This window comes from Micromonospora sp. NPDC049049 (assembly GCF_040649115.1).
Classification (GTDB): Bacteria; Actinomycetota; Actinomycetes; order Mycobacteriales; family Micromonosporaceae; genus Micromonospora.
Window position 1 is genome coordinate 120185 of record NZ_JBEZEX010000003.1, and the last position, 19588, is coordinate 139772.

General features: G+C 72.4%; 19 protein-coding genes and 1 pseudogene. 11 read left to right on the forward strand and 9 right to left on the reverse strand.

From position 1 onward, the window contains the following. Positions 1–78: 78 nt before the first annotated feature. Both AB0B68_RS04690 and AB0B68_RS04695 read right to left on the reverse strand, forming a co-directional pair. A complete protein-coding gene (locus tag AB0B68_RS04690) occupies positions 79–345 on the reverse strand; it encodes a DUF6457 domain-containing protein (protein ID WP_355004496.1) in 267 nt (88 codons plus the stop codon). Beyond that, entirely contained in the window at positions 342–1091 is a 750-nt protein-coding gene (locus AB0B68_RS04695) for an NTP transferase domain-containing protein (RefSeq protein WP_357257858.1), read from the reverse strand. Before AB0B68_RS04695 ends, AB0B68_RS04690 begins: the two co-directional genes overlap by 4 nt. Before the next feature lie 268 nt (positions 1092–1359). On the opposite strand from AB0B68_RS04695, the gene fdhD reads away from it, so the two are divergent. Further along, positions 1360–2226 (forward strand): formate dehydrogenase accessory sulfurtransferase FdhD, encoded by an 867-nt coding sequence (gene fdhD / locus AB0B68_RS04700; RefSeq protein WP_357257860.1) that lies wholly within the window; start codon positions 1360–1362, stop codon positions 2224–2226. Positions 2227–2239: 13 nt separating this feature from the next. On the opposite strand, the gene AB0B68_RS04705 is transcribed toward fdhD, so the two are convergent. From AB0B68_RS04705 to AB0B68_RS04720, 4 genes are all read right to left on the reverse strand, one after another. Continuing rightward, complete coding sequence (locus tag AB0B68_RS04705) at positions 2240–2956, reverse strand: GAP family protein (RefSeq protein ID WP_357257863.1); 717 nt, start codon at positions 2954–2956, stop codon at positions 2240–2242. A gap of 119 nt (positions 2957–3075) precedes the next feature. Continuing rightward, on the reverse strand, positions 3076–3474 hold the full coding sequence (locus AB0B68_RS04710; RefSeq protein ID WP_357257865.1) for a hypothetical protein: 399 nt from the start codon (positions 3472–3474) through the stop codon (positions 3076–3078). After that, on the reverse strand, positions 3471–3722 hold the full coding sequence (locus AB0B68_RS04715) for a hypothetical protein (RefSeq protein ID WP_357193565.1): 252 nt from the start codon (positions 3720–3722) through the stop codon (positions 3471–3473). Before AB0B68_RS04715 ends, AB0B68_RS04710 begins: the two co-directional genes overlap by 4 nt. Positions 3723–3783: 61 nt before the next feature. Beyond that, complete coding sequence (locus tag AB0B68_RS04720; RefSeq protein ID WP_357193562.1) at positions 3784–4827, reverse strand: DUF4192 domain-containing protein; 1044 nt, start codon at positions 4825–4827, stop codon at positions 3784–3786. Between the two features lie 173 nt (positions 4828–5000). Here AB0B68_RS04720 and AB0B68_RS04725 point away from each other — a divergent pair, with 173 nt between their 5' ends. The 5 genes from AB0B68_RS04725 to AB0B68_RS04745 all read left to right on the forward strand — a co-directional run bounded on the left by AB0B68_RS04725 (position 5001) and on the right by AB0B68_RS04745 (position 11682). After that, positions 5001–5915 carry a fructosamine kinase family protein gene (locus tag AB0B68_RS04725; protein ID WP_357193559.1) on the forward strand — a complete coding sequence of 305 codons (915 nt, stop codon included), beginning with the start codon at positions 5001–5003 and terminating at the stop codon, positions 5913–5915. After that, positions 5912–6925: a GTP 3',8-cyclase MoaA gene (gene moaA, locus AB0B68_RS04730; RefSeq protein ID WP_357257867.1), complete on the forward strand. Its 1014-nt coding sequence runs from the start codon at positions 5912–5914 to the stop codon at positions 6923–6925. Before AB0B68_RS04725 ends, moaA begins: the two co-directional genes overlap by 4 nt. A 2-nt stretch (positions 6926–6927) precedes the next feature. Continuing rightward, positions 6928–7182, forward strand: a complete 255-nt coding sequence (locus tag AB0B68_RS04735; RefSeq protein ID WP_357193553.1) for a MoaD/ThiS family protein — start codon at positions 6928–6930, stop codon at positions 7180–7182. A gap of 14 nt (positions 7183–7196) precedes the next feature. Next, complete coding sequence (locus tag AB0B68_RS04740; protein ID WP_357257869.1) at positions 7197–8441, forward strand: metallophosphoesterase; 1245 nt, start codon at positions 7197–7199, stop codon at positions 8439–8441. A gap of 61 nt (positions 8442–8502) precedes the next feature. After that, entirely contained in the window at positions 8503–11682 is a 3180-nt protein-coding gene (locus AB0B68_RS04745) for a UvrD-helicase domain-containing protein (RefSeq protein ID WP_357257871.1), read from the forward strand. A gap of 128 nt (positions 11683–11810) precedes the next feature. Here AB0B68_RS04745 and AB0B68_RS04750 read toward each other — a convergent pair whose 3' ends face one another. Together AB0B68_RS04750 and AB0B68_RS04755 are read right to left on the reverse strand one after the other, a co-directional pair. Continuing rightward, a complete protein-coding gene (locus AB0B68_RS04750; protein ID WP_357257873.1) occupies positions 11811–12464 on the reverse strand; it encodes a prepilin peptidase in 654 nt (217 codons plus the stop codon). Between the two features lie 10 nt (positions 12465–12474). After that, positions 12475–13503 carry an EamA family transporter gene (locus AB0B68_RS04755; RefSeq protein WP_357193543.1) on the reverse strand — a complete coding sequence of 343 codons (1029 nt, stop codon included), beginning with the start codon at positions 13501–13503 and terminating at the stop codon, positions 12475–12477. A gap of 432 nt (positions 13504–13935) precedes the next feature. Here AB0B68_RS04755 and AB0B68_RS04760 point away from each other — a divergent pair. The 3 genes and pseudogenes from AB0B68_RS04760 to AB0B68_RS04770 form a co-directional block, all read left to right on the forward strand. Next, a pseudogene (locus AB0B68_RS04760) lies at positions 13936–14406 on the forward strand (hypothetical protein); the annotation flags it as partial. 482 nt (positions 14407–14888) lie between these two features. After that, on the forward strand, positions 14889–15293 hold the full coding sequence (locus tag AB0B68_RS04765) for a hypothetical protein (RefSeq protein ID WP_357201854.1): 405 nt from the start codon (positions 14889–14891) through the stop codon (positions 15291–15293). Between the two features lie 136 nt (positions 15294–15429). Continuing rightward, a complete protein-coding gene (locus tag AB0B68_RS04770) occupies positions 15430–16671 on the forward strand; it encodes an ATP-binding protein (protein WP_357257876.1) in 1242 nt (413 codons plus the stop codon). Between the two features lie 7 nt (positions 16672–16678). Here AB0B68_RS04770 and AB0B68_RS04775 read toward each other — a convergent pair whose 3' ends face one another. After that, positions 16679–17227, reverse strand: a complete 549-nt coding sequence (locus AB0B68_RS04775; protein WP_357201808.1) for an N-acetyltransferase — start codon at positions 17225–17227, stop codon at positions 16679–16681. Between the two features lie 133 nt (positions 17228–17360). Between AB0B68_RS04775 and AB0B68_RS04780 the strand changes: the two genes are divergently transcribed. Continuing rightward, on the forward strand, positions 17361–17906 hold the full coding sequence (locus AB0B68_RS04780) for a DoxX family protein (RefSeq protein WP_357201811.1): 546 nt from the start codon (positions 17361–17363) through the stop codon (positions 17904–17906). 215 nt (positions 17907–18121) lie between these two features. Continuing rightward, on the forward strand, positions 18122–19588 hold the full coding sequence (locus AB0B68_RS04785; RefSeq protein ID WP_357257877.1) for a glycosyltransferase 87 family protein: 1467 nt from the start codon (positions 18122–18124) through the stop codon (positions 19586–19588).

A 19588-nucleotide genomic window follows, 5' to 3' on the forward strand; every position in this document is an offset into this window, starting at 1 on the left:
CGCCTCCGTCCGTCACGATCACCCTACCCACGCCGCCCGTGGGTCGGATCAGCCCGGACCGGGATCGGACAGCGGCGGTCAGGGGGCCGTCGGGTCCGTGGGGTCGGCGCCCAGCTCGACCGGCCAGGCGCCCGCCAGCGCGCTGAGCCGGGCCGCGGCGTCCGCCGGGTCCGCGCCCCGGCCAACCGCCAACCCGAAGAGGTACGCGGTGACCGGCGCACCCGGACGCAGCACCTGGTGGGCGACGTCCCGGGCCAGATCCAGCACCGCCGGCACCGGCACCGCGGTCGGGTCCAGATCCAACTCGGCACACACCGCCGTGACCCAGTCGTCCATCACCGTCATCGCGCCCACTCCTCCGCCCGGCGTACGTCCTCGTCAGTGTCGCAGTCGAACCACGGCGGCGGGCCCTCGCCGGACCAGGCCACCTCCGACACGACGAGCCCCGCCAGCAACGCCCGGACCGGGGCCCCGGACAAGCTGCCGCCCCGCTCGACCGCCAACCGGTCCACCGCCGCCCGCAGCGCGGTCACCCGCCAGATGCCGCAGAGCGACTGCCGCCGCCCACCGCCGTCCACGAAGCACGCCCCGTCGGGTCGCTCACCGCCGCCGAGGCCGTCGCGGGCCTGCGCGAGGCCGTCGCGAGCCGGCGGTGCGGCGAGGCCGTCACGGATCAACGGTGCGGCGAGGCCGTCGCGGGCCGGCGGTGCCGGATCGGTGGGGCCGCCCGCCGAACCGGTGTCGGGGATCTTCCGATCGAGGTGGTGCAGCAGGTCCTCGATCGCGGCCCGGGTGAGCAGCGGCAGGTCGGCGGCGAGCAGCGCGACCAAGGTGACGTCGGTGTCCAGCAGTGCCAGCCCGGCCGCCGCCGCGGCGACCGGGCCCCCGCCGGGCGGGTCCTCCCGGACGACCCGGACGCCCGCCGGCACGGCGTCGGCCGCACCGACAAGCACCCGCGGCGTCGCGTCGGCGACTGCGGCCAGCACCCGGTCGCGCATCGGCCGGCCGCCGATCGGAAGCGCGGGTTTGTCGAGGCCGCCCATCCGTCGGGCGGCCCCACCCGCGAGCACCACGGCGGCGTACGTCCCCACCCGGCCACCGTAGCCGGGACCGGTCCCACCCAGATGTCGGGCGGCTGCGCGAACCCAGCGCGGCGAACGAACACCATGATCCACTCGGATTCGCCGAAAGCGCGGTGTCCCGGTGCCGGGGATACCCCGACTTCAAGGAACACGAGTGGATCACCCCCCGGGCACCGCCGGCGGACCGGATCGGAGGGGCATCGGTCGGACGGCGCCGCCGGGTGCCCGATGGCCGGTGGTCGTGCGGGTGTGCCGGCGGGGGGTGGAGGATGGCGGGATGGGACGGGCAACTGATCGACGGGGCGTACTCCGGATCGACCTGGACGCGGCGACCGCCGGACGCGGGGCGATCCGCCGACCGGACACGCTCGCCGTGGAGGAGCCGCTGGAGATCCGGGTCGGCGCGGCAGGCCCCGGCCGACGCCGGCCGCTCGCCGTCACCATGCGTACTCCCGGCGACGATCTGGACCTGGCCATCGGGTTCCTGCTGACGGAGGGGCTGATCCGGTCGACCGACGACGTGTTGACCGCGCAACTCTGTGCCGGCGCGGAGACGCCGAACACGTACAACGTGGTGGACGTGGTGCTCGCCCCCGGCGTACCGGAACCGACCACCGACCCGTCCCGGAACTTCTACACGACCAGCTCCTGCGGTGTCTGCGGCAAGGCCAGCATCGACGCGGTACGCACCCGATCGCTCTTTCCGGTCGCGGCGGACCCGCTCAGCGTCCCGGCCACGCTGCTCGCCGAGCTGCCCGACCGGTTGCGCGCCGCCCAGCGCGGCTTCGATCGGACCGGCGGGCTGCACGCGGCGGGGTTGTTCACCCCCGACGGTGAGCTGGTGGTGCTCCGGGAGGACGTGGGCCGGCACAACGCCGTGGACAAGGTGATCGGCTGGGCCGTGCGGGAACGCCGGCTGCCGCTCACCGGGCACCTGCTGCTGGTCTCCGGGCGGGCCAGCTTCGAGCTGACCCAGAAGGCGTGGATGGCGGGGTTGCCGCTGCTGGCAGCGGTGTCCGCCCCGAGCACCCTCGCCGCGGAACTGGCCGACGAGGCGGGGATGACACTTGTCGGCTTCCTGCGCGGGCGGACCATGAACGTCTACACCGGGCCGCACCGGATCACCGTGGAGCAGCCAGCCTGACCCGAGCGGCCCGTCAGCGACCGATCCGGTCGATCAGGTCGAACAGGGCCAGCCTTGCGGCGGCGTCACGGGCGATCAGGAAACCGGCGATGCCGAGGATCCAGCCCAACGCGCTGCCCGCCTTCGTGACGATCCAGGTGTTCAGGCGGGCCAGCACCGGCTCGACCAGTCGCGGGCGGGCCACTCTGGCACCCAGCAGCAGCACCGCCGGCAGCACCATGACCAGGCAGTATCCGGCGAGCAGCACCACCACGCTCGCCGCTCCCACCTCCGATGTGGCCAACAGACCCACCGCACCGAGGTACGGAAGCATGGTCGCCACCTCGGCCAGCGCCGCGAGCAGCGCCAGCCCGACCAACCAGCGTGCCGAGGAATCTCCGGCGGTGGCCCGGTCCCGCCAGCGCAGGACGCCACCGGTACGGGGACGCCGCTTGCCGTCGTAGCGGAAGCTGAGCGCCAGCATTCCCACGCCCAGCACGAGTTGTGCCCAGAGGACGCCCCGGTTGTCCAGGGCGCCGCCCAGCGCGTCGCCCAGGCTGCTGCCTCCCCAGACCAGAAGCAGCCCAACCGCGAGGTAGAACACCGCGATGGTGGCGAGGTAGCCCAGGATCCGCCGGACGTTGACCGGCCCGGGTGCGAGCAGCAACCAGACCGGGATGAAGAGGGTGCCGATGCTGGTGCTGTCGATCAACGCCAGCCCGGCCAGCGACAGCAGCAACTCGGGGGTCATGTCGTACCAATGCGGAGAACGGCCACGAGATCATTCTCTGGCGGCGGCGAGCCTGCCGCGTCGGCCGTGAACAGGAGCAACGCGTACATCCTTTGACGGAGGCGTCGCCGGAAGACCCGTCACGCCAGGTCGAGGATGCTCCAGTTGGTAGGGAGCACCTTCGCCGCCACCTCGGGTCGCACTGTCGCGTAGTGCGCCTCGTGGGTGAGTGCCGCGCGGGCGGCATGGCCGAACGAGATGTCGCCGTCCACGGCACGGGCCAGCCTGCCGGTGTCCTGCACGTTCTCGACGTCGAGCGGCAGCAGACGGATCATCGGGGCAGTCATCATCAGGGCCAGTAGCGCGGCATCGATCTCGTCGGCCACGCTCGCGAAGGCGACAGCCAGGCACGTCGCTGGGACGGCGACCTGCCGACCCTCGTCGGCGACCTCCAGCATCAACTCCCCCACCGAGACGTTGCCCTCGATGTAGGCAGTCAGCGCCGACGCGTCGAACACGGCGGCGATCTGATCGCTCATCCGGGGCGGCCCAACATCCGGCGTCCCTCAGCCAGGGCGTCCGCCGGAATGGGTGTCGCCAGGCGCTCCCGCCATCGCGCCCTACCCGCCTCGGTCACCTCGATGCCGGCGCGCCGCAGCACCTCGTCGAGGTGTACGCGGGCCATCTGCACCCGTACCGCCGCGGTGATGGCGGCCGAGACGTTGGGCTGCTGGTCGAGCCAGTCCGCGACGTCGTCGGGAAGGCTCACGGAGCGCTTCACTGTCACGTCCGCCAGCCTATCAATTCCGGTAGCACCTGCGGTATTACCACGCGGGTGATCGCGTCCTTCAGCGGCGGCCACGACGGCTCCGCTTGCGGGGGCGGATGACGCCGGGCATTCCGACCGACGGCCAGCCGTCCAGCTCCGCCGGGGGCACGCCCCGCCGGAGCAGGTCGTCCAGCAGCAGCGCGAGCGAGTAGTCGGGGTGCAGGCTCAGCGTGCGTTCGAGCGCGACCGCCGCCAACGCGCCCTGCCCGGCACGCCAGGCGGCGAACGCCAGCAGCGCACCCGGCGCGGCGGCCACCTCCGGCTCGGCGCGGCGCAGCACGTCGGTCCAGAGGGCGATGTCCCGGTCCCGGCCGTCGGTGCGTTCCCACGCGTGATCGCGGACCGGCAGGTGGGTCATCAGCAGGCTCAGCCAGGCCACCTCGTCGTCGTCGAGCCGCTCACCACGCCGCTGCCGACGCTGGGCCTCGCGGACCGCCGCCACCCCGGCGGCGCGCAGCGCCCGTGCCCCGAGCAGGTCGCTCTCGGATGCCTGCTCGACCAGCTCGGCCAGTCTCAGCTCGGCGCGGGCGGTGGCCGCGCGGGCCGCCTCCCGGGCCGGCCCCTCCACCGGTGCCACCTGCGCCCCCAGGGCGGCCCGGTCGGGGAGCGCGACCTGACCGGCGAAGACCGCCGAGGCGGTCACCGGGTTGGCGGTCGGGTCGTAGCGGCGACCCTCGGGCGGGCAGCACTCGGGCTCGGTGCAGAGATAGGACCACCAGCGGCCGTCGGTCACCCGCAGCGCGTCGAGCACGTGCAGCCCGAAATCGTTCAACGCGTCGCGCAGCGCGTCCACTGCTGGGGTGACCTGCTCCGGTTGCCCGTAACCCACAACCGTGGCGGCCTCCGCGCCCTGCCGGCGGAGCACACCAGCCAGGTGCCCGGCCAGTCCGCCCAGCTCGGTCGGGTCGGGCAGGTCCGCGCGGGCGGCGAAGACGATCTGTCGGCCGACCAGCGCCACGGCGACGACGCTGTCGGTTGGGTGGAAGCCGAGCAGGTACGGCACGGCGGCGATCAGGTCGGCGGGTGAGCGGACGGCGAGCTGAGGGCGTTCGGTCGAGGTCATGTCGGAAGCCTGCGGCGGGCGTGCCGGGCCCTGCCACCCCTGTGGACGACACGCGGCTTATCCACAGTTACTGAACGTGTTTTCCCTGCTCACGCGCCACCTGCGGGTGCGGAAAGAGCGCCGATGTCGTCGGGCGACACCTGGCTGTCGTAAGGAGCGGTTACCGTGCGCTGATGGACCTGGCGTACCTGCGCGCACATCCGGCACACCTCCCGACCTTCCGGACCCATCAGCGGCTCCGGGAGACGCCGGTCGCCGGCGGGAACATCTGCGCGGCCGCCCGGCTCACCCTCGACGACGGCCACTCCGTCTTCGCCAAGTCCTGGCCGGAAGACGCCGACCGACCGGCGCCGGAGGGCTTCTTCGCCGCCGAGGCCGCCGGCCTGCGCTGGCTGCGGGAGGCGGGCACTGTCGGCGTACCCGAGGTGATCGTGGTGTTGCCGGAGCTGCTGGCGCTCGACTGGGTGGAGCCCGGCGAACCGACGCCGGAGGCAGCGGAGCGCTTCGGTCGGGAGCTGGCCGGGCTGCACCGGGCGGGCGCAACCGCCTTCGGTGCCGCCTGGCCCGGCTTCATCGGCTCGCTCCCACAGGACAACACCCTCACCGGCGGGCGCTGGTCGACCTGGTTCGCCGAGCGACGCCTCGCCCCCTACCTGCGACGTTCGGTCGATGCTGGCGCGCTGACCAGCGCCGATGCCGCTCTGGTCGAGCAGGTGATCGGTCGCCTCGACGGGCTCGGCGGCGACGAGCCGCCCGCGCGCATCCACGGCGACCTGTGGCCGGGCAACGTGCTGTGGGGGTTCGACGACCGGGCCTGGCTCGTCGACCCGGCGGCGCACGGCGGGCACCGGGAGACGGATCTCGCCCAGCTCGCCCTCTTCGGCGGCATTCCCCACCTGGATCGGGTGCTGGCCGCCTACCAGGAGAGTTGGCCACTACCGGACGGTTGGCGTGACCGCGTGCCAGTGCATCAGCTGCATCTGCTGCTCGTGCACACAGCACTCTTCGGCGTCAGCTTCCGAGATGTGGTCGTCCAGACCGCCCGTGGCGTCCTGAGCCGGGCCGAGCGCGCTACGGTCGACAGGTGAACGTCGCCCCGGGGATCGACGGCGTCCTCGTCGACCGGTACGGCCGTGTCGCCCGGGACCTGCGCGTGTCCCTCACCGACAAGTGCAACCTGCGCTGCACCTACTGCATGCCGGCGGAAGGGCTCCCCTGGCTGGCCGGCCCCGAGTTGCTGACCGACGAGGAGATCGTCCGGCTGGTCCGGGTGGCTGTCGAGCTGCTCGGCGTGACCGAGGTGCGGTTCACCGGCGGTGAGCCGCTGATCCGAGCCGGGCTGGTCGACATCGTGACGGCGGTCGCCGCCCTCGAACCCCGCCCCCGGGTCTCGCTGACCACCAACGGCATCGGCCTGGACCGACTGGCCCCGGCGTTGCGGGCGGCCGGCCTGGACCGGGTGAACGTCTCACTGGACACCCTGGACCCGGACCGGTTCACCAAGCTCACCCGGCGCCCCCGCCTCGACGCGGTGCTGGCCGGGCTCGCCGGTGCGGCGACCGTCGGGCTCAGCCCCGTGAAGATCAATTCAGTGCTGATGCGTGGTGTCAACGAGGACGAGGCGCCGGCGCTGCTCCGCTTCGCCCTTGAGCACGACTACCAGCTGCGAATCATCGAGCAGATGCCGTTGGACGCCCAGCACGGTTGGGCCCGCGACACCATGGTCACCGCCGAGGAGATCCTGGCGTCACTGCGTACCGTCTTCGATCTGAGCCCCGACCCGACCGAGCGCGGCGCGGCACCGGCGGAGACCTGGCTGGTCGACGGAGGCCCCGCCCGGGTCGGCGTGATCGCCAGCGTCACCCGCCCCTTCTGCGGGGACTGCGACCGCACCCGGTTGACAGCCGACGGCCAGGTCCGCGCCTGCCTCTTCGCCACCGAAGAGTCGGATCTGCGCGCCGCGCTGCGCACCGGTGCCGACGACGACGAGTTGGCCCGGCGCTGGCGTACCGCGATGTGGGGCAAGCGTGCCGGGCACGGCATCGACGATCCCACCTTCCTCCAGCCGACCCGCCCGATGTCAGCGATCGGAGGCTGAGCGTGGAGTCGACGACGCTGACCATCCGCTACTTCGCGGGCGCCCGCGCCGCCGCCGGCCGCGCCGAGGAGATCGTGCCGGCTGGGCGGTCACTCGACGACCTCACGGCCGAGCTGACCGAGCAGCACGGCGACCGGCTCGCCGGGGTGCTGCGGGTGGCGAGTTTCCTCGTGAACGGCGTCAGCTGTCATGATCGTCAGACCCCCCTACCGGCCGGGTCCACGATCGATGTCCTACCCCCGTTCGCGGGCGGCTGAGGGAGGCTTCACACATGATGGCGGTTCTGGGGTTCGTGGCTGTCCTGGCGCTGGTCACCGGCCTCATCCACCTCTACCTGTGGAAGCGGCTCGTTCGGGACGCCACCGCGCCGGGCCGCTGGCGACGGGTCGGCGGGATCGCCGCAGTGGTGCTGGCACTGCTCGTGCCGGTCACGATGGCCGGCACACAGGCCGGGCTCTACTGGCTCGCCTGGCCCGGCTACCTGTGGCTCGCGCTGATGTTCTACCTGCTGATCGTCCTGGTCGTGCTGGAAGTCCCGATGCTCGTCGCCCGGCTGGTGCTGCGCCGCCGGGTGGTCGCCGCGGAGCCCACCACCGCCGCGCCCGAGCCGGTGCTCGTCGGGGCCGCCGGGCCGACCGACCCGCCGGCCGCCGACGCCGTCGCGGCACCGGACCACGACCCGTCCCGTCGGTTGGTGCTCGCCCGTGGGGCCGCCATCTTCGCCGGTCTCACCGCCACAGGCATCGTGGGGTACGGCGTTCGCACGGCACTCGGTCCACCCCAGCTCGACCGGGTACGCATCCCGCTCGCCAAACTCCCCCGCAGCATGGACGGCCTGCGCATCGCCACCGTCTCCGACATCCACCTCGGTCCGCTGCGCGGCCGGGCGCACACCGAGCGGATCGTCGCCGCGATCAACCGGCTCGACGCGGACCTGGTCGCGGTGGTCGGCGACCTGGTTGACGGGTCCGTCGCCGAACTCGGCGCGGCCGCCGAGCCCTTGCGTAACCTGCGCTCCCGGTACGGCAACTTCTTCGTCACCGGCAACCACGAGTACTACTCCGGGGTGGAGGAGTGGGTCCAGGAGGTCGACCGGCTCGGCCTACGGGTCCTACAGAACCAGCGGCAGGAGATCCAGGCTCGGGGTGGTGTGCTCGACCTGGCCGGCGTGAACGACCTCACCGGGGCCGGCACCGGCCTCGCCGCCGGCCCGGACTTCGCCGCCGCCCTCGGCGACCGCGACCCGAGCCGTCCCGTGGTCCTGCTCGCGCACCAGCCGCTGGCGGCGAAGGAGGCCGCCCGCTACGGCGTCGACCTGCAACTGTCCGGGCACACCCACGGTGGGCAGATGGTGCCGTTCAACCTGGCCGTCAGGCTCGAACAGCCGGTGGTCAGCGGCCTCGGCGAGGTCGACGGCACGAAGGTCTACGTGACCAACGGCGCCGGTTTCTGGGGGCCACCGGTCCGGGTCGGGGCCGAGCCGCAGATCAGTCTGGTCGAGCTGCGCTCGGCATAGCGGAGGTCACGTCCGCGCGTGGCGGCGGGTGGCCGGCGCGGCGGGCGTGACAGGATGCGGCGTGCCCCCGTTCAGCGCCGCACCCCCCGGTGGCCTACCGCCATTCGTCGCGGACCTGCACATCCACTCGAAGTACTCGCGCGCGTGCAGCCGTGACCTCACCCTGCCGAACCTCGCGTGGTGGGCCCGGCGTAAGGGCATCGGCCTGCTCGGCACCGGCGACTTCACCCACCCCGCCTGGTACGACCACCTGCGGGAGACGCTGCGCCCGGCCGAACCGGGGCTCTACCGGCTCGACCCGGAGGCGGAACGGGACCTCGCCCGGCGGCTGCCACCCCGACTCGCGCCGAACGCGGAGGCGGACCCGGTCCGGTTCATGCTGAGCGTGGAAATCTCCACCATCTACAAGCGGGACGACCGGACCCGCAAGGTGCACCACCTGATCTACCTGCCGGATCTGGACGCGGTGGCCCGGTTCAACACCGCCCTGGGCCGGATCGGCAACCTCGGCTCCGACGGCCGGCCGATCCTCGGACTGGACTCCCGCGACCTGCTGGAGATCACCCTGGAGGCCAGCCCGGACGGCTACCTGGTGCCGGCACACATCTGGACTCCCTGGTTCTCCGCGCTGGGCTCGAAGTCGGGCTTCGACGCGATCGCGGACTGCTACGCCGACCTGGCCGAGCACATCTTCGCCGTGGAGACCGGGCTCTCCTCCGACCCCGCCATGAACTGGCGGGTCGGCAGCCTGGACGGCTACCAACTGGTGTCCAACTCGGACGCGCACTCGCCGCCGGCGCTCGGCCGGGAGGCGACGGTGCTGACCGCCGAACGGGACTACTTCGCCGTTCGGGAGGCGCTGCGTACCGGTGACGGCCTGGCCGGCACCATCGAGTTCTTCCCGGAGGAGGGCAAGTACCACGCGGACGGGCACCGGCTGTGCGGGGTCAACTGGACTCCGGAGCGCACCCGGGCCGCCGACGGGCGCTGCCCCGAGTGCGGCAAACCCCTCACCGTGGGTGTCCTCAGTCGGATCGAGGAGTTGGCGGACCGGCCGGACGGACACCGGCCGGCGCACGCCCGGGACGTCACCCACCTGGTGCCGCTGGGCGAGATCCTCGGCGAGATCAACAAGGTGGGTGCCCGGTCGAAGAAGGTCGAGGGGCGGCTCAACGAGCTGCTGGCCACGCTCGGCCCCGAGCTGGAGATCCTGACCACGACGCCGCTGACCGAGATCGCGCAGGCCGGTGGTGAGCTCCTCGCGGAGGGCATCGGGCGGCTGCGGCGCGGCGACGTCCGCCGGGTGCCCGGTTACGACGGCGAGTACGGCGTGATCACGCTCTTCGACCCGGCCGAGCTGGGCGCGCAGGAGACACTGTTCGACGTACCGGTGCCGGCGCAGCGACGCCCCTCGGAGCCGGCTCCACGGGTCGCGGCCAAGCGCCCGGCGGCGGCCAAGGCGGAGCCGAAGCGGAAGCCGGTCCCGGCGCCCGCGCCGCCGATCGCGTCACCGCCGTCTCCGCACGAGCCGTTCGAGCCGATGCTCTCCGGCATGGAGGAGGTCGGCACCGGCCTGCTGGACCGACTGGACGCCATGCAGCGGGTGGCCGCCTCCGCACCCGGCGGTCCGCTGCTCATCGTGGCCGGTCCGGGCACCGGCAAGACCAGGACGCTCACCCACCGGATCGCGTACCTCTGCGCGGAGCTGAACGTCTTCCCCGAGCACTGCCTCGCGATCACCTTCACCCGTCGGGCAGCCGAGGAACTGCGGCACCGCCTCGACGGCCTGCTCGGCCCGGTCGCCGAGGACGTCACGGTGGGTACGTTCCACGCGTTGGGGCTGACCATCCTGCGGGAGAACGTCGGCGCAGCGGGTCTCCCCGCCGACTTCCGGATCGCCGACGACGCCGAGCGGGCGGCGGCACGCACCGAGGCCGGCGACGACAGCGCCGCTTACGTGTCGCTGCTACGCAAGCAGGACCTGGTCGACCTGGACGAACTGGTGACCCTGCCGGTGGAGCTGCTGCGGGCCGACCGGAAGCTTGTCGACCGGTACCGGGACCGCTGGCGGTGGATCTTCGTCGACGAGTACCAGGACGTCGACGAGGTGCAGTACGAGCTGCTGCGGCTGCTCAGCCCCGCCGACGGCAACCTCTGCGCGATCGGCGACCCGGACCAGGCCATCTACTCGTTCCGGGGTGCCGACGTCGGCTACTTCCTGCGATTCTCCGAGGACTTCACCGACGCCCGACTGGTCCGACTCAACCGCAACTACCGCTCGTCGGCCCCGATCCTGGCCGCCGCCGTGCAGGCCATCGCGCCGTCCTCGCTGGTCCGGGGCCGGCGGCTGGACCCGGCCCGGCTCGACCCGGAAGCTCCGCTGGTCGGGCGGTACCCGGCGGCGTCGGTGAACGAGGAGGCCGACTTCGTCGTGCGTACCGTCGACGATCTGGTCGGCGGGTTGTCGCACCGCTCGCTGGACTCGGGCCGCATCGACGGCCGGTCCACCTCACTGTCGTTCTCCGACATCGCCGTGCTGTACCGCACCGACGCGCAGGCCGCCCCGATCGTGGACGCCCTGACCCGGGCCAACATCCCTGTGCAGAAGCGTTCCCACGACCGGCTGCGGGATCGGCCCGGGGTGGCGGCCATCGCCCGGGAGCTACGACACGCCGACGGCCTGTCCGGCTCACTTGCCGCCCGGGTGCGGCTGGCCGGTCAGGTGGTCGCCGAGCGGTTCGCCGTGCCCACCCTGGACGGCGCCAGCAGTGCGGTCCGCCCCGAGGACGTCCGCTCGGCCGTGGACCTGCTGACCCCGCTGGCCCGACGCTGCGGTGACGACCTGGAGGCCTTCCTGTCGCAGTTGGCCACCGGCGCGGAGGTGGACGCCCTCGACCCGCGCGCCGAGGCGGTCACGCTGCTCACCCTGCACGCCGCGAAGGGCCTGGAGTTCCCGGTTGTCTTCCTGGTCGGTGTCGAGGACGGGTTGTTGCCGTTGCGCTGGCCGGGCTCGACGCCCGACGAGGACGCCGTCGCCGAGGAGCGCCGGCTCTTCTTCGTCGGCCTGACCCGGGCCCAGGACCGGCTGTACGTCAGTCACGCCGCCCGCCGCACCCGGCACGGCACCGAGCGCGACTGCGCACCTTCGCCGTTCCTCAGCACCATCGACCCCGGCCTCTTCGAACGCTTCGGCGAAGCCGAACCCCGCCGCCCCAAGGACCGCCAACTCCGCCTGATCTAAGCCCGAGCCGCCGAGCCGTCGCCGATCTTGCACTTTCGGTTGCCGATGTGCGTGGGATGCCTCTTATGTCGGCGCAGAAACTGCAAGATCGACGAAGCCTGGGGGCGGGGCCGGCCGGGGCGGGGGTGTTAGGGGAGGAGGGCGGCTAGCCAGGCGCCCGCCAGCAGGGCCGGGCCGAGGGGTAGCAGGGTGGTCCGGTGCACCTTTCGGGTGACGAGCAGGGCGAGCACCAGACCGCCGTGCAGCACGTGCGGCAGGAGCAGCCCGGTCAGCAGGGCGTCCCACCCCAACCAGCCGAGCGGCAGGCCGAGGACGGCGGCGAGTTTCACGTCCCCGAAACCCAGCCGTGAGCCGGGCAGCAGGGCCAGCAGCACGTGCGCCCCGCCCGCGACTGCCGCACCTGCCAACGCGCCGGGCAGCCGGCCGGGAGTGCCGGACAGCAGCGCCGCTGTGATCAGCCCTCCGAGGGCCAGCAGCCCGGCGACGAGGACCAGCGGGTCGGGCAGCCGCAGGCAGGCCAGGTCGACCCGCGCCAACACCAGACCAACCGCCGCGACCGCGAGGAAGACCGGCAGCGCCGGGTCGTCACCCACGGCGACGGCAAGGCCGGCGAAGACGCCGGCCGCCACCACCGGGCCGACCCAGGGCCGCCGGACCGGCTGCGGCAGTGAAAACGCCGGTGGCCGGGCGTCCGCGGTGGCGAAACACCGCGACACCAGGGGTACGACGAGGCCGACCAACGCGCCGAGCAGCGCGATCGACACCAGCGCGGCGGCCGACATGGGCCGGACGTTACTGGCGGTCGCGCACCGGTGTGTCCCCCGATCGTGATGCCGGCGTATCCCCCGATCGTGATCTCGTGCCCGCCCGACGCGGCCGTTCGGTGGTCACCACCACGGCGACCCCGGCGACGATGACGGCACCGCCGAGCAGCACCTGCGGGGTGATCGGCTCGGCCACCAGCAGCGCGCCGAGCGCCACCGCAACCGCCGGGTTCACGTAGGCGTACGTCGACACCAGCGAGATCGGCGCGTTGTGCAGCAGCCAGACGTACGCGGTGAAAGCCACCAGCGAGCCGGCCACCATGAGGTAGCCCAACGCCAACCAGGACCGGGTGCTCACCGCCGCCGGGTGGAAGTCGGCCAGTTCGCCCCGACCGGCGGCGAGGGCCACCAGCACCAGCGCGCCGGCCATCATCTCGTACACCGTGGCCACGAACGGGTCGGCGGGCATCCGGATCCGTCCGGACAGGAACGACCCGACCGACCAGGAGGTGGCCGCCGCCACCACTGTCAGCGCCCCGACCAGGGGCACCGCTGCCGAACTACCGCTCGGCAGCACCAGCAGGACGAGGCCGGCGAAGCCCACCGTGACTCCGGCGAACGTCCAGATCGGCGGCCGGTCCCCGGTGGCCGAGCGCAACAGCACGACCAGCAGCGGCACCGTGGCCACCAGCAGCGCGGCGATCCCGGACGGCAGCGCCACTCCCGGTGGCCCCGATTCGGCGAGCACCACCAGGCCGTTGCCGGCGCTGAGCAGGAGTACCCCGACCAAGGCGGCCGAGCCGAGTTGCCGTCGGTCCACCCGCAGCGCGCCGGGGCCTCGCCGCAGTCGCAGCACCACCGCCAGGACCAGGCCGGCCACGGCGAAGCGGAGCGCGGCCGACAGCAGCGGAGGCAGTGTCTCCACTGTGATCCGGATGGCCAGATAGGTCGACCCCCAGAGCACGTAGACCACGATCAACGCGGTCCAGATCACTGTCGGTGTGCTGTTGGCACGACGGCCGGCGAGGGCCGTGGCGCTCGGTGGAGGTGAGCTCATCAGTGGACCACGCTACGGTGACCCCGGAGCCCGCGTCGCGCTTTGGTGGCCGGCCTCTCACCACTTGTGCAGGAGGGCGGCATGACGAACTACGGACAACCGGGGAGCGGCCACCCGGGGCCGTGGCGTGGGCAAAGACCCGACGAGACGCCCGGTCGACCGCCGCAGCAGCCCTACCCGCCCGCGGCGGAGCCCTACCCGCCGGCGGTCCCGTCGTACCCGCCCGCACCGCAGGGACGACCCGGGGCGTACGGCGGCCCACCCTCCCCGCCCTACGGTGCGGCACCGGACGCGCCCTACGGTGCGGCATCCGACGCGCCCTACGGCGGCGGTACGGCCACGCCCTACGGCCACGAGCCCAGCCCGCCCTACGGCGGCCAGTACCAGCCGACCCCGACGTACGGCGGGCAGCCGTACCGGCCCGACGACCCGTACGGCGAGGATCCGGCATCGAGCCGGCGCGGTCGGGGGCCGCTGATCGCGGTACTGGCCGTCGTACTGCTGCTGGTGGTGGCCGCCGCCGGGGCGTTCTGGTTGCGCAGTGGGCCGAGCGACCCGCCGCCGGCAGCCGCGCCGAGCAACTCGGCCGTTGCCGGTGAACCCAGCGCCGACGCGGTCGAGCCCGCGCCAAGCGCGGCCGCGCCGGAGTCGTCGGCCGATCCCCGGTTCGCGAAGGTCGGCCAGTGCGTCCGCAACGACGGCACCGCTGGTGGCAAGCCGAAGCTGCTGATCAGCGGCTGTACCGCGAAGTCGTACGAGGTGCTGAGCCGGATCGACGGCCCGACCAGCGGCGAGCGGGACGCCGAGGCCAAATGCGGCAAGGTCGAGGGCTACACCAACTGGTATTTCTTCGACAGTGAGCTGGACACTCTCGACTTCGTCCTCTGCCTCAAGCAACGCTGAGACCACCCACCCCCGGGGATGACATGACGACCTACGGACCTACGGGTTCCGACCAGCCGGACGATCCGTACCAGCGCCCGCCCAACGGGCCTGACAGCTCACCACCGGTCGATGAGACGGTGCCGCTGCGGAGCACGCCGCCGCCTGCGGACGACCCGACCCGGCAGCAGTGGGGTCCCCCGCCGGCCGGCGCGGAGCCACCGACGGCACCCATGTCGGCGCCGCCGACCGCGCCGATGTGGGCGCCGCCGCCCACCTCGGGCCCGGGTTACCCACCGCCCGGCCCGTACCCGCCAGCGGGTCCGACACCGCCGGCCGGGCCGTACCCACCGGTCGGGCCGTACCCACCGGCGGGCCCGATGCCCGGTCAGCCGGCCGGGCCGGTACCGGGTCAGCCACCCGCGCCCTGGGGTCAGCAGCCTCCCGGCGGCTACGGGATGCCGCCCGTCGCGCCCGCGAAGAAAACCGGCCGCAACGTCGCTCTGATCATCACCGTGGTGGTGCTGCTCGTGCTCTGTCCGTGCCTCGGCCTGGCTGGCTGGGCGGTCTGGAAGGTGGCCGACGCTGGCAGTGACGCGGCGCGTACCCCGTCGACGAGTGCCCCGGGCGTTCCACCCGCGCTGCCCAGCGATGCTCCGACGTCGGCCGCCCCGACTCCGGGCCCGGAGTTCGCCAGGGGTGACTGCGTGGTGAACGACGGCAGTGAGAGCGACGCGGAGCTCCGTAAGGTGCCCTGCGGCCCGAACACCTATCAGGTGCTGCTGCGGATTCCGGCGACCACCGACGGTGACCGGTGCGAGATGCTCGCGCCGCAGGCGACCGCGAACTATGTGCACGACAACTCGGTCGACCTGTTCGACTACGTGCTCTGTCTGAAGGAGCGCTAACGCCTGTTGCCAAAACTAGGGCTGTCTAGCGTGGATGCTAGACAGCCCTAGTTTGTGGTCGACGGTCTCGACACGCCGGTAGCCCCATCTATCCATGTCTAGCCTCGCAGCTAGACGGCCCGATAATCTGCGATGCGTGGATCCGGTCCGCAACCCGTACGCGCCGGGCGCCGGTCAGCGTCCGCCCGAACTTGCCGGGCGGGGGCGAGAGCTGGACGTCTTCGACATCGTGCTCGAGCGCATCGCCCGTGGCCGACCCGAGCGCAGCCTCATGCTCACCGGGCTACGGGGCGTCGGCAAGACGGTTCTGCTCAACACGCTCCGGTCGCAGGCGATCAACCGGCTCTGGGGCAGCGGCAAGATCGAGGCCCGACCGGACCAGTCGTTGCGCAGACCGGTCGCCGCCGCACTGCACATGGCCGTCCGGGAGCTGGCCCCCCGCCACCGCGCACCGGACCGCATCGACGCGTTCCTCGGCGTCCTCAAGGCGTTCGCCCAGCGGTCCAACCCGACCGGCCGGGCCGGTGCCGCCACCAAGCTGCGCGACCGGTGGCAGCCCGGCATCGACGTGCCGGCCGCCAGCGGTCGGGCCGACTCCGGCGACATCGAGATCGACCTGGTCGAACTGTTCAGTGACGCCGCCGCCGTGGCCAGCGACGTCGGCACCGGCATCGCCATCTTCATCGACGAGATGCAGGATCTCGGCCCGGAGGACGTGTCGGCGCTCTGCGCCGCCTGCCACGAGCTGTCCCAGCTCGGCGCGCCGCTGATCGTCGTCGGCGCCGGCCTTCCGCACCTGCCGGCGGTGCTCAGCGCCGCCAAGTCGTACTCCGAACGGTTGTTCCGTTATCAACGCATCGACCGGCTCGACCGGATCGCCGCCGACCGGGCGCTCTGCGCGCCCGCCGATCGCGAGGAGGTCGAGTACGAGCAGAAGGCGCTCGACCTGCTCTACGAGAAGTCCGGCGGCTATCCCTACTTCGTCCAGGCGTACGGCAAGGCCACCTGGGACCACGCGCCACGCTCGCCGATCACCGCCGCCGACGTGCGGGTGGCCGCTCCCGAGGCGGAGGCCGAGCTGGCGGTCGGGTTCTTCGGTTCCCGGTTCGAACGGGCCACTCCCGCCGAACGCGAGTACATGCGGGCGATGGCCATGATGTCCGCGGTCGAGGGCGAGCCCGGCGAGGTGGTCCGCGACGACATGGACGCCGCGGTGCCCACCGCGGAGATCGCCCGTGCCCTCGGCCGCAAGCCGGCCAGTCTGTCTCCGGCCCGGGACGCGCTGATCAAGAAGGGGCTGATCTACTCCGGCGAGCGGGGCACTGTCGCCTTCACCGTCCCGCACTTCGGCCGGTACCTGCGGACGCAGCCGGCCTGAGGCCCGGTCAGACCTTCGACCAGGGGGCCGGGAAGAGCACCTCACCGCGAGGCGGAGGGCCCTCCTCGCTGGTGGACGGCGGCAGCACCAGCGCCTGCCAGGGCTCACCGAGGCCGGCCCAGGGGCTGGTCAGGCCCAGTTCACTCGCCGGGCCGAACCCGAACCTGCGGTAGAAGACCGGGGCACCGAGGACGACGACGAGCCGCTCGCCCAACTCGGTGGAGGCATCCAGGGCAGCCTGAACGACCGCCGTGCCGTGCCCGACACGCTGTCGGTGCGGCGCGACCGCCACCGGGCCGAGGGCCAGGACTGGCATGTCCGAGCCTCGCTCCGGCCGCAGCCGCACCCGGGTGAGCAGCGCGTAACCGACCACCTCACCGCCGTACTCGGCGACCATGGCCAACTCCGGCAACCAGGCGGTGGTGTCGCGCAGCTCCTCGACCAGGCTGACCTCCGGCGGCGTCGCCACGTCCGGGCGGGCGAAGGCGGCGGCCAGTACGCGGCGGACCGGGCCGGCGTCGGCCGGGTCCTCGGGGCGTAGCCGCAGCGTGGTCACCCGCGCGACGTTACCCGCCAGCGCCCGTCCATCCGTGACGGTCGCTTGACTCGGCGTGGCGCACGTGTACGAACACCAATCCGATCCTGCGGTTGACGGGGTAGCAAACGTCGCGAGGGGGTATGACTGATCCATGACGCCCGTACGTTCCCTCGCCCGCGCCATGCTGAGCGGCATCTTCGTGGTCAGCGGGTATCGCAACTTACGCGACCCCGGCCGGCTCGCGGTGGCCGCCAAACCGGTGACCGACAAGGTCGCGCCGATGCTGAAGAAGGCACACCCGAGCTTCCCCACCGAGACTGAGACGTTGATCCGGCTCAACGCGGCTGTGCAGGTCGGTGCCGGTCTGATGCTGGCCACCGGCCGGTTCAGCCGACCCGCGGCGCTGGTTCTGGCCGGCACGCTGGTGCCGGTGACAGTCGCCGGGCATCCCTTCTGGAACAACGACGACCCGATCGCCAAGAACAACAACCAGATTCATGCCCTGAAGAACCTCGGGCTCCTCGGCGGTCTGCTCCTCGCCGCCGCGGACACCGGCGGCAAGCCGGGTCTGCGGTGGCGGACGGGCCATCGCATCGGTCACTCTCGACGTTCCATGCAACGCGCCGTCCGAACCGCCCGCCGCGAGGCCCGGATCGCCGTCCGCTCCGCGTCCACCGCACGTCGACTCCCCGGCTGACCTGCGTCGATCCGTCTCCGTCTCACCCCCACCCCTCGCTAAGGCCGCGAATTACCTGAACCACCCGGTAGGCGTTAACGCGGTGGAAATGTCAAAAACATGTGTGGGATCGGACACGGTCGCATAACGCGGGAGGCACTGACGTGAGGCGCCGTTCTAGGCTCCGTGCAGGACCTGGACGGGTAGGACGACCTTGGTACGGGGGTGGCCACGCCATGCCGACGGATGTCGGTAGACGGGCGGACCGCCTCGCCCCAATCCAACGTGTGACACGCGGGATCGATCGCGTGGCTCGCGGGATCGATCGCAGGAACGTCGTACGGGGGGCCATCGTGGCCGCCGTCGCCTATGCCGCATGGCTTGCCATCGGCGCCTTCGGGCGGCCGTACAACTTCTTCGACATGAAGATCTACCACGGTGCCGTGGTGTGGTGGGCGAGCGGTCACGAGCTCTATGAGTTCATCGCGCCCGAAACCACACTCGGGTTCACCTACCCGCCCTTCGCCGGGCTGGTCATGCTGCCGATGGCGCAGCTACCGATCGGCGTGGCCGGCCTGGTCAACGCCGCCGCCAGCATCGCCGCCCTGGCGCTGGTGCTGGCCGGGCTGCTCCGACCCATCGTGGACCGACTGGGGTGGCCACTGTGGTTCACGGTGGCCCTGGCGGTGCCGCTCGCGGTCGCCATCGAGCCAGGTCGGGAGACGCTCGGGTACGGCCAGGTCAACATCCTGCTGTTCGCCTTGATCATGGCTGACCTGATCGGCCTTCGCTGGCGGTCCCGCCGGGGCACCCACTACGCCGCCACCGACGGGCCGCTGCTGCGCTTCATCTACGGCGGGGCCTGGGCAGGGGCCGGTATCGGCCTCGCCACGGCGGTCAAGCTCACCCCGGCGCTGTTCATCGCCTACCTGCTGATCACCCGTCAGTGGCGGGTGGCGGCCACCGCCATCGGCACGACGATCGGCGTGACGTTGGGGACCTTCGCGATTGTCGGGGACGAGTCGCGGACCTACTTCGGCAGCGTGCTGTGGCAGACCGAACGCGTCGGCGCGGCGGACATGACGCCCAACCAGTCCCTCGCCGGCCTGCTTGCCCGGCTGTACGACTCGATCGAGACCCCGGGGCTGCTGTGGCTTGCCTTCTCGGTGCTGGTCCTGGCGCTGGGCCTGTCCCGGGCGGCCAGTTCCCGCGCCGACGGTGACGAGTTGACCGCCTTCACGTTGGTGGGTCTCACCGCGAACGTGATCAGCCCGATCTCCTGGACGCACCACCTGGTCTGGGTGATCCCGGCGATCATCGTGCTGGCCGACGCCGCAGTGCGTCGCCGTGAGGCGAGCCGGGGGATGCCGCAGCGCACCGGCCAGGGGCCGGTGTTCGGCGGTCTACCCGGTGTCAACGGGCTCCGCCCGCCGATCTGGTACCCGACGCTGACCGGGCTCCGCCACGGCTTCGCCGCGATCGGGCTCTACCTACTCTTCCTGATCTCCCCGATCTGGCCGTACGAACACCAACTGCCGGAGATGTCGCACTACCAGGACGGTCTGTTCGGGGCGCTGATGGAGAACTCGCTCGCGCTCGCGCTGATCGTCCTGGTCGCCGCGCTGCCCTGGCGCCCCGGCGCGGAGCCGGCGTTCTACGGCGACCGGCTCGCCCGGGCCGTGGTGGTCAACGGCCGCCGCTGA

Excerpts from the sequence above, each read along its gene's own strand:
- AB0B68_RS04755 (WP_357193543.1), bottom strand. The coding sequence starts at position 13,503 with ATGAGCTCACCTCCACCGAGCGCCACGGCCCTCGCCGGCCGTCGTGCC.
- AB0B68_RS04780 (WP_357201811.1), top strand. The coding sequence starts at position 17,361 with ATGACGCCCGTACGTTCCCTCGCCCGCGCCATGCTGAGCGGCATCTTC.
- AB0B68_RS04690 (WP_355004496.1), bottom strand. The coding sequence starts at position 345 with ATGACGGTGATGGACGACTGGGTCACGGCGGTGTGTGCCGAGTTGGAT.
- AB0B68_RS04725 (WP_357193559.1), top strand. The coding sequence starts at position 5,001 with ATGGACCTGGCGTACCTGCGCGCACATCCGGCACACCTCCCGACCTTC.
- AB0B68_RS04720 (WP_357193562.1), bottom strand. The coding sequence starts at position 4,827 with ATGACCTCGACCGAACGCCCTCAGCTCGCCGTCCGCTCACCCGCCGAC.
- AB0B68_RS04710 (WP_357257865.1), bottom strand. The coding sequence starts at position 3,474 with ATGAGCGATCAGATCGCCGCCGTGTTCGACGCGTCGGCGCTGACTGCC.
- AB0B68_RS04750 (WP_357257873.1), bottom strand. The coding sequence starts at position 12,464 with ATGTCGGCCGCCGCGCTGGTGTCGATCGCGCTGCTCGGCGCGTTGGTC.
- AB0B68_RS04740 (WP_357257869.1), top strand. The coding sequence starts at position 7,197 with ATGATGGCGGTTCTGGGGTTCGTGGCTGTCCTGGCGCTGGTCACCGGC.
- AB0B68_RS04705 (WP_357257863.1), bottom strand. The coding sequence starts at position 2,956 with ATGACCCCCGAGTTGCTGCTGTCGCTGGCCGGGCTGGCGTTGATCGAC.
- AB0B68_RS04785 (WP_357257877.1), top strand. The coding sequence starts at position 18,122 with ATGCCGACGGATGTCGGTAGACGGGCGGACCGCCTCGCCCCAATCCAA.
- fdhD (WP_357257860.1), top strand. The coding sequence starts at position 1,360 with ATGGGACGGGCAACTGATCGACGGGGCGTACTCCGGATCGACCTGGAC.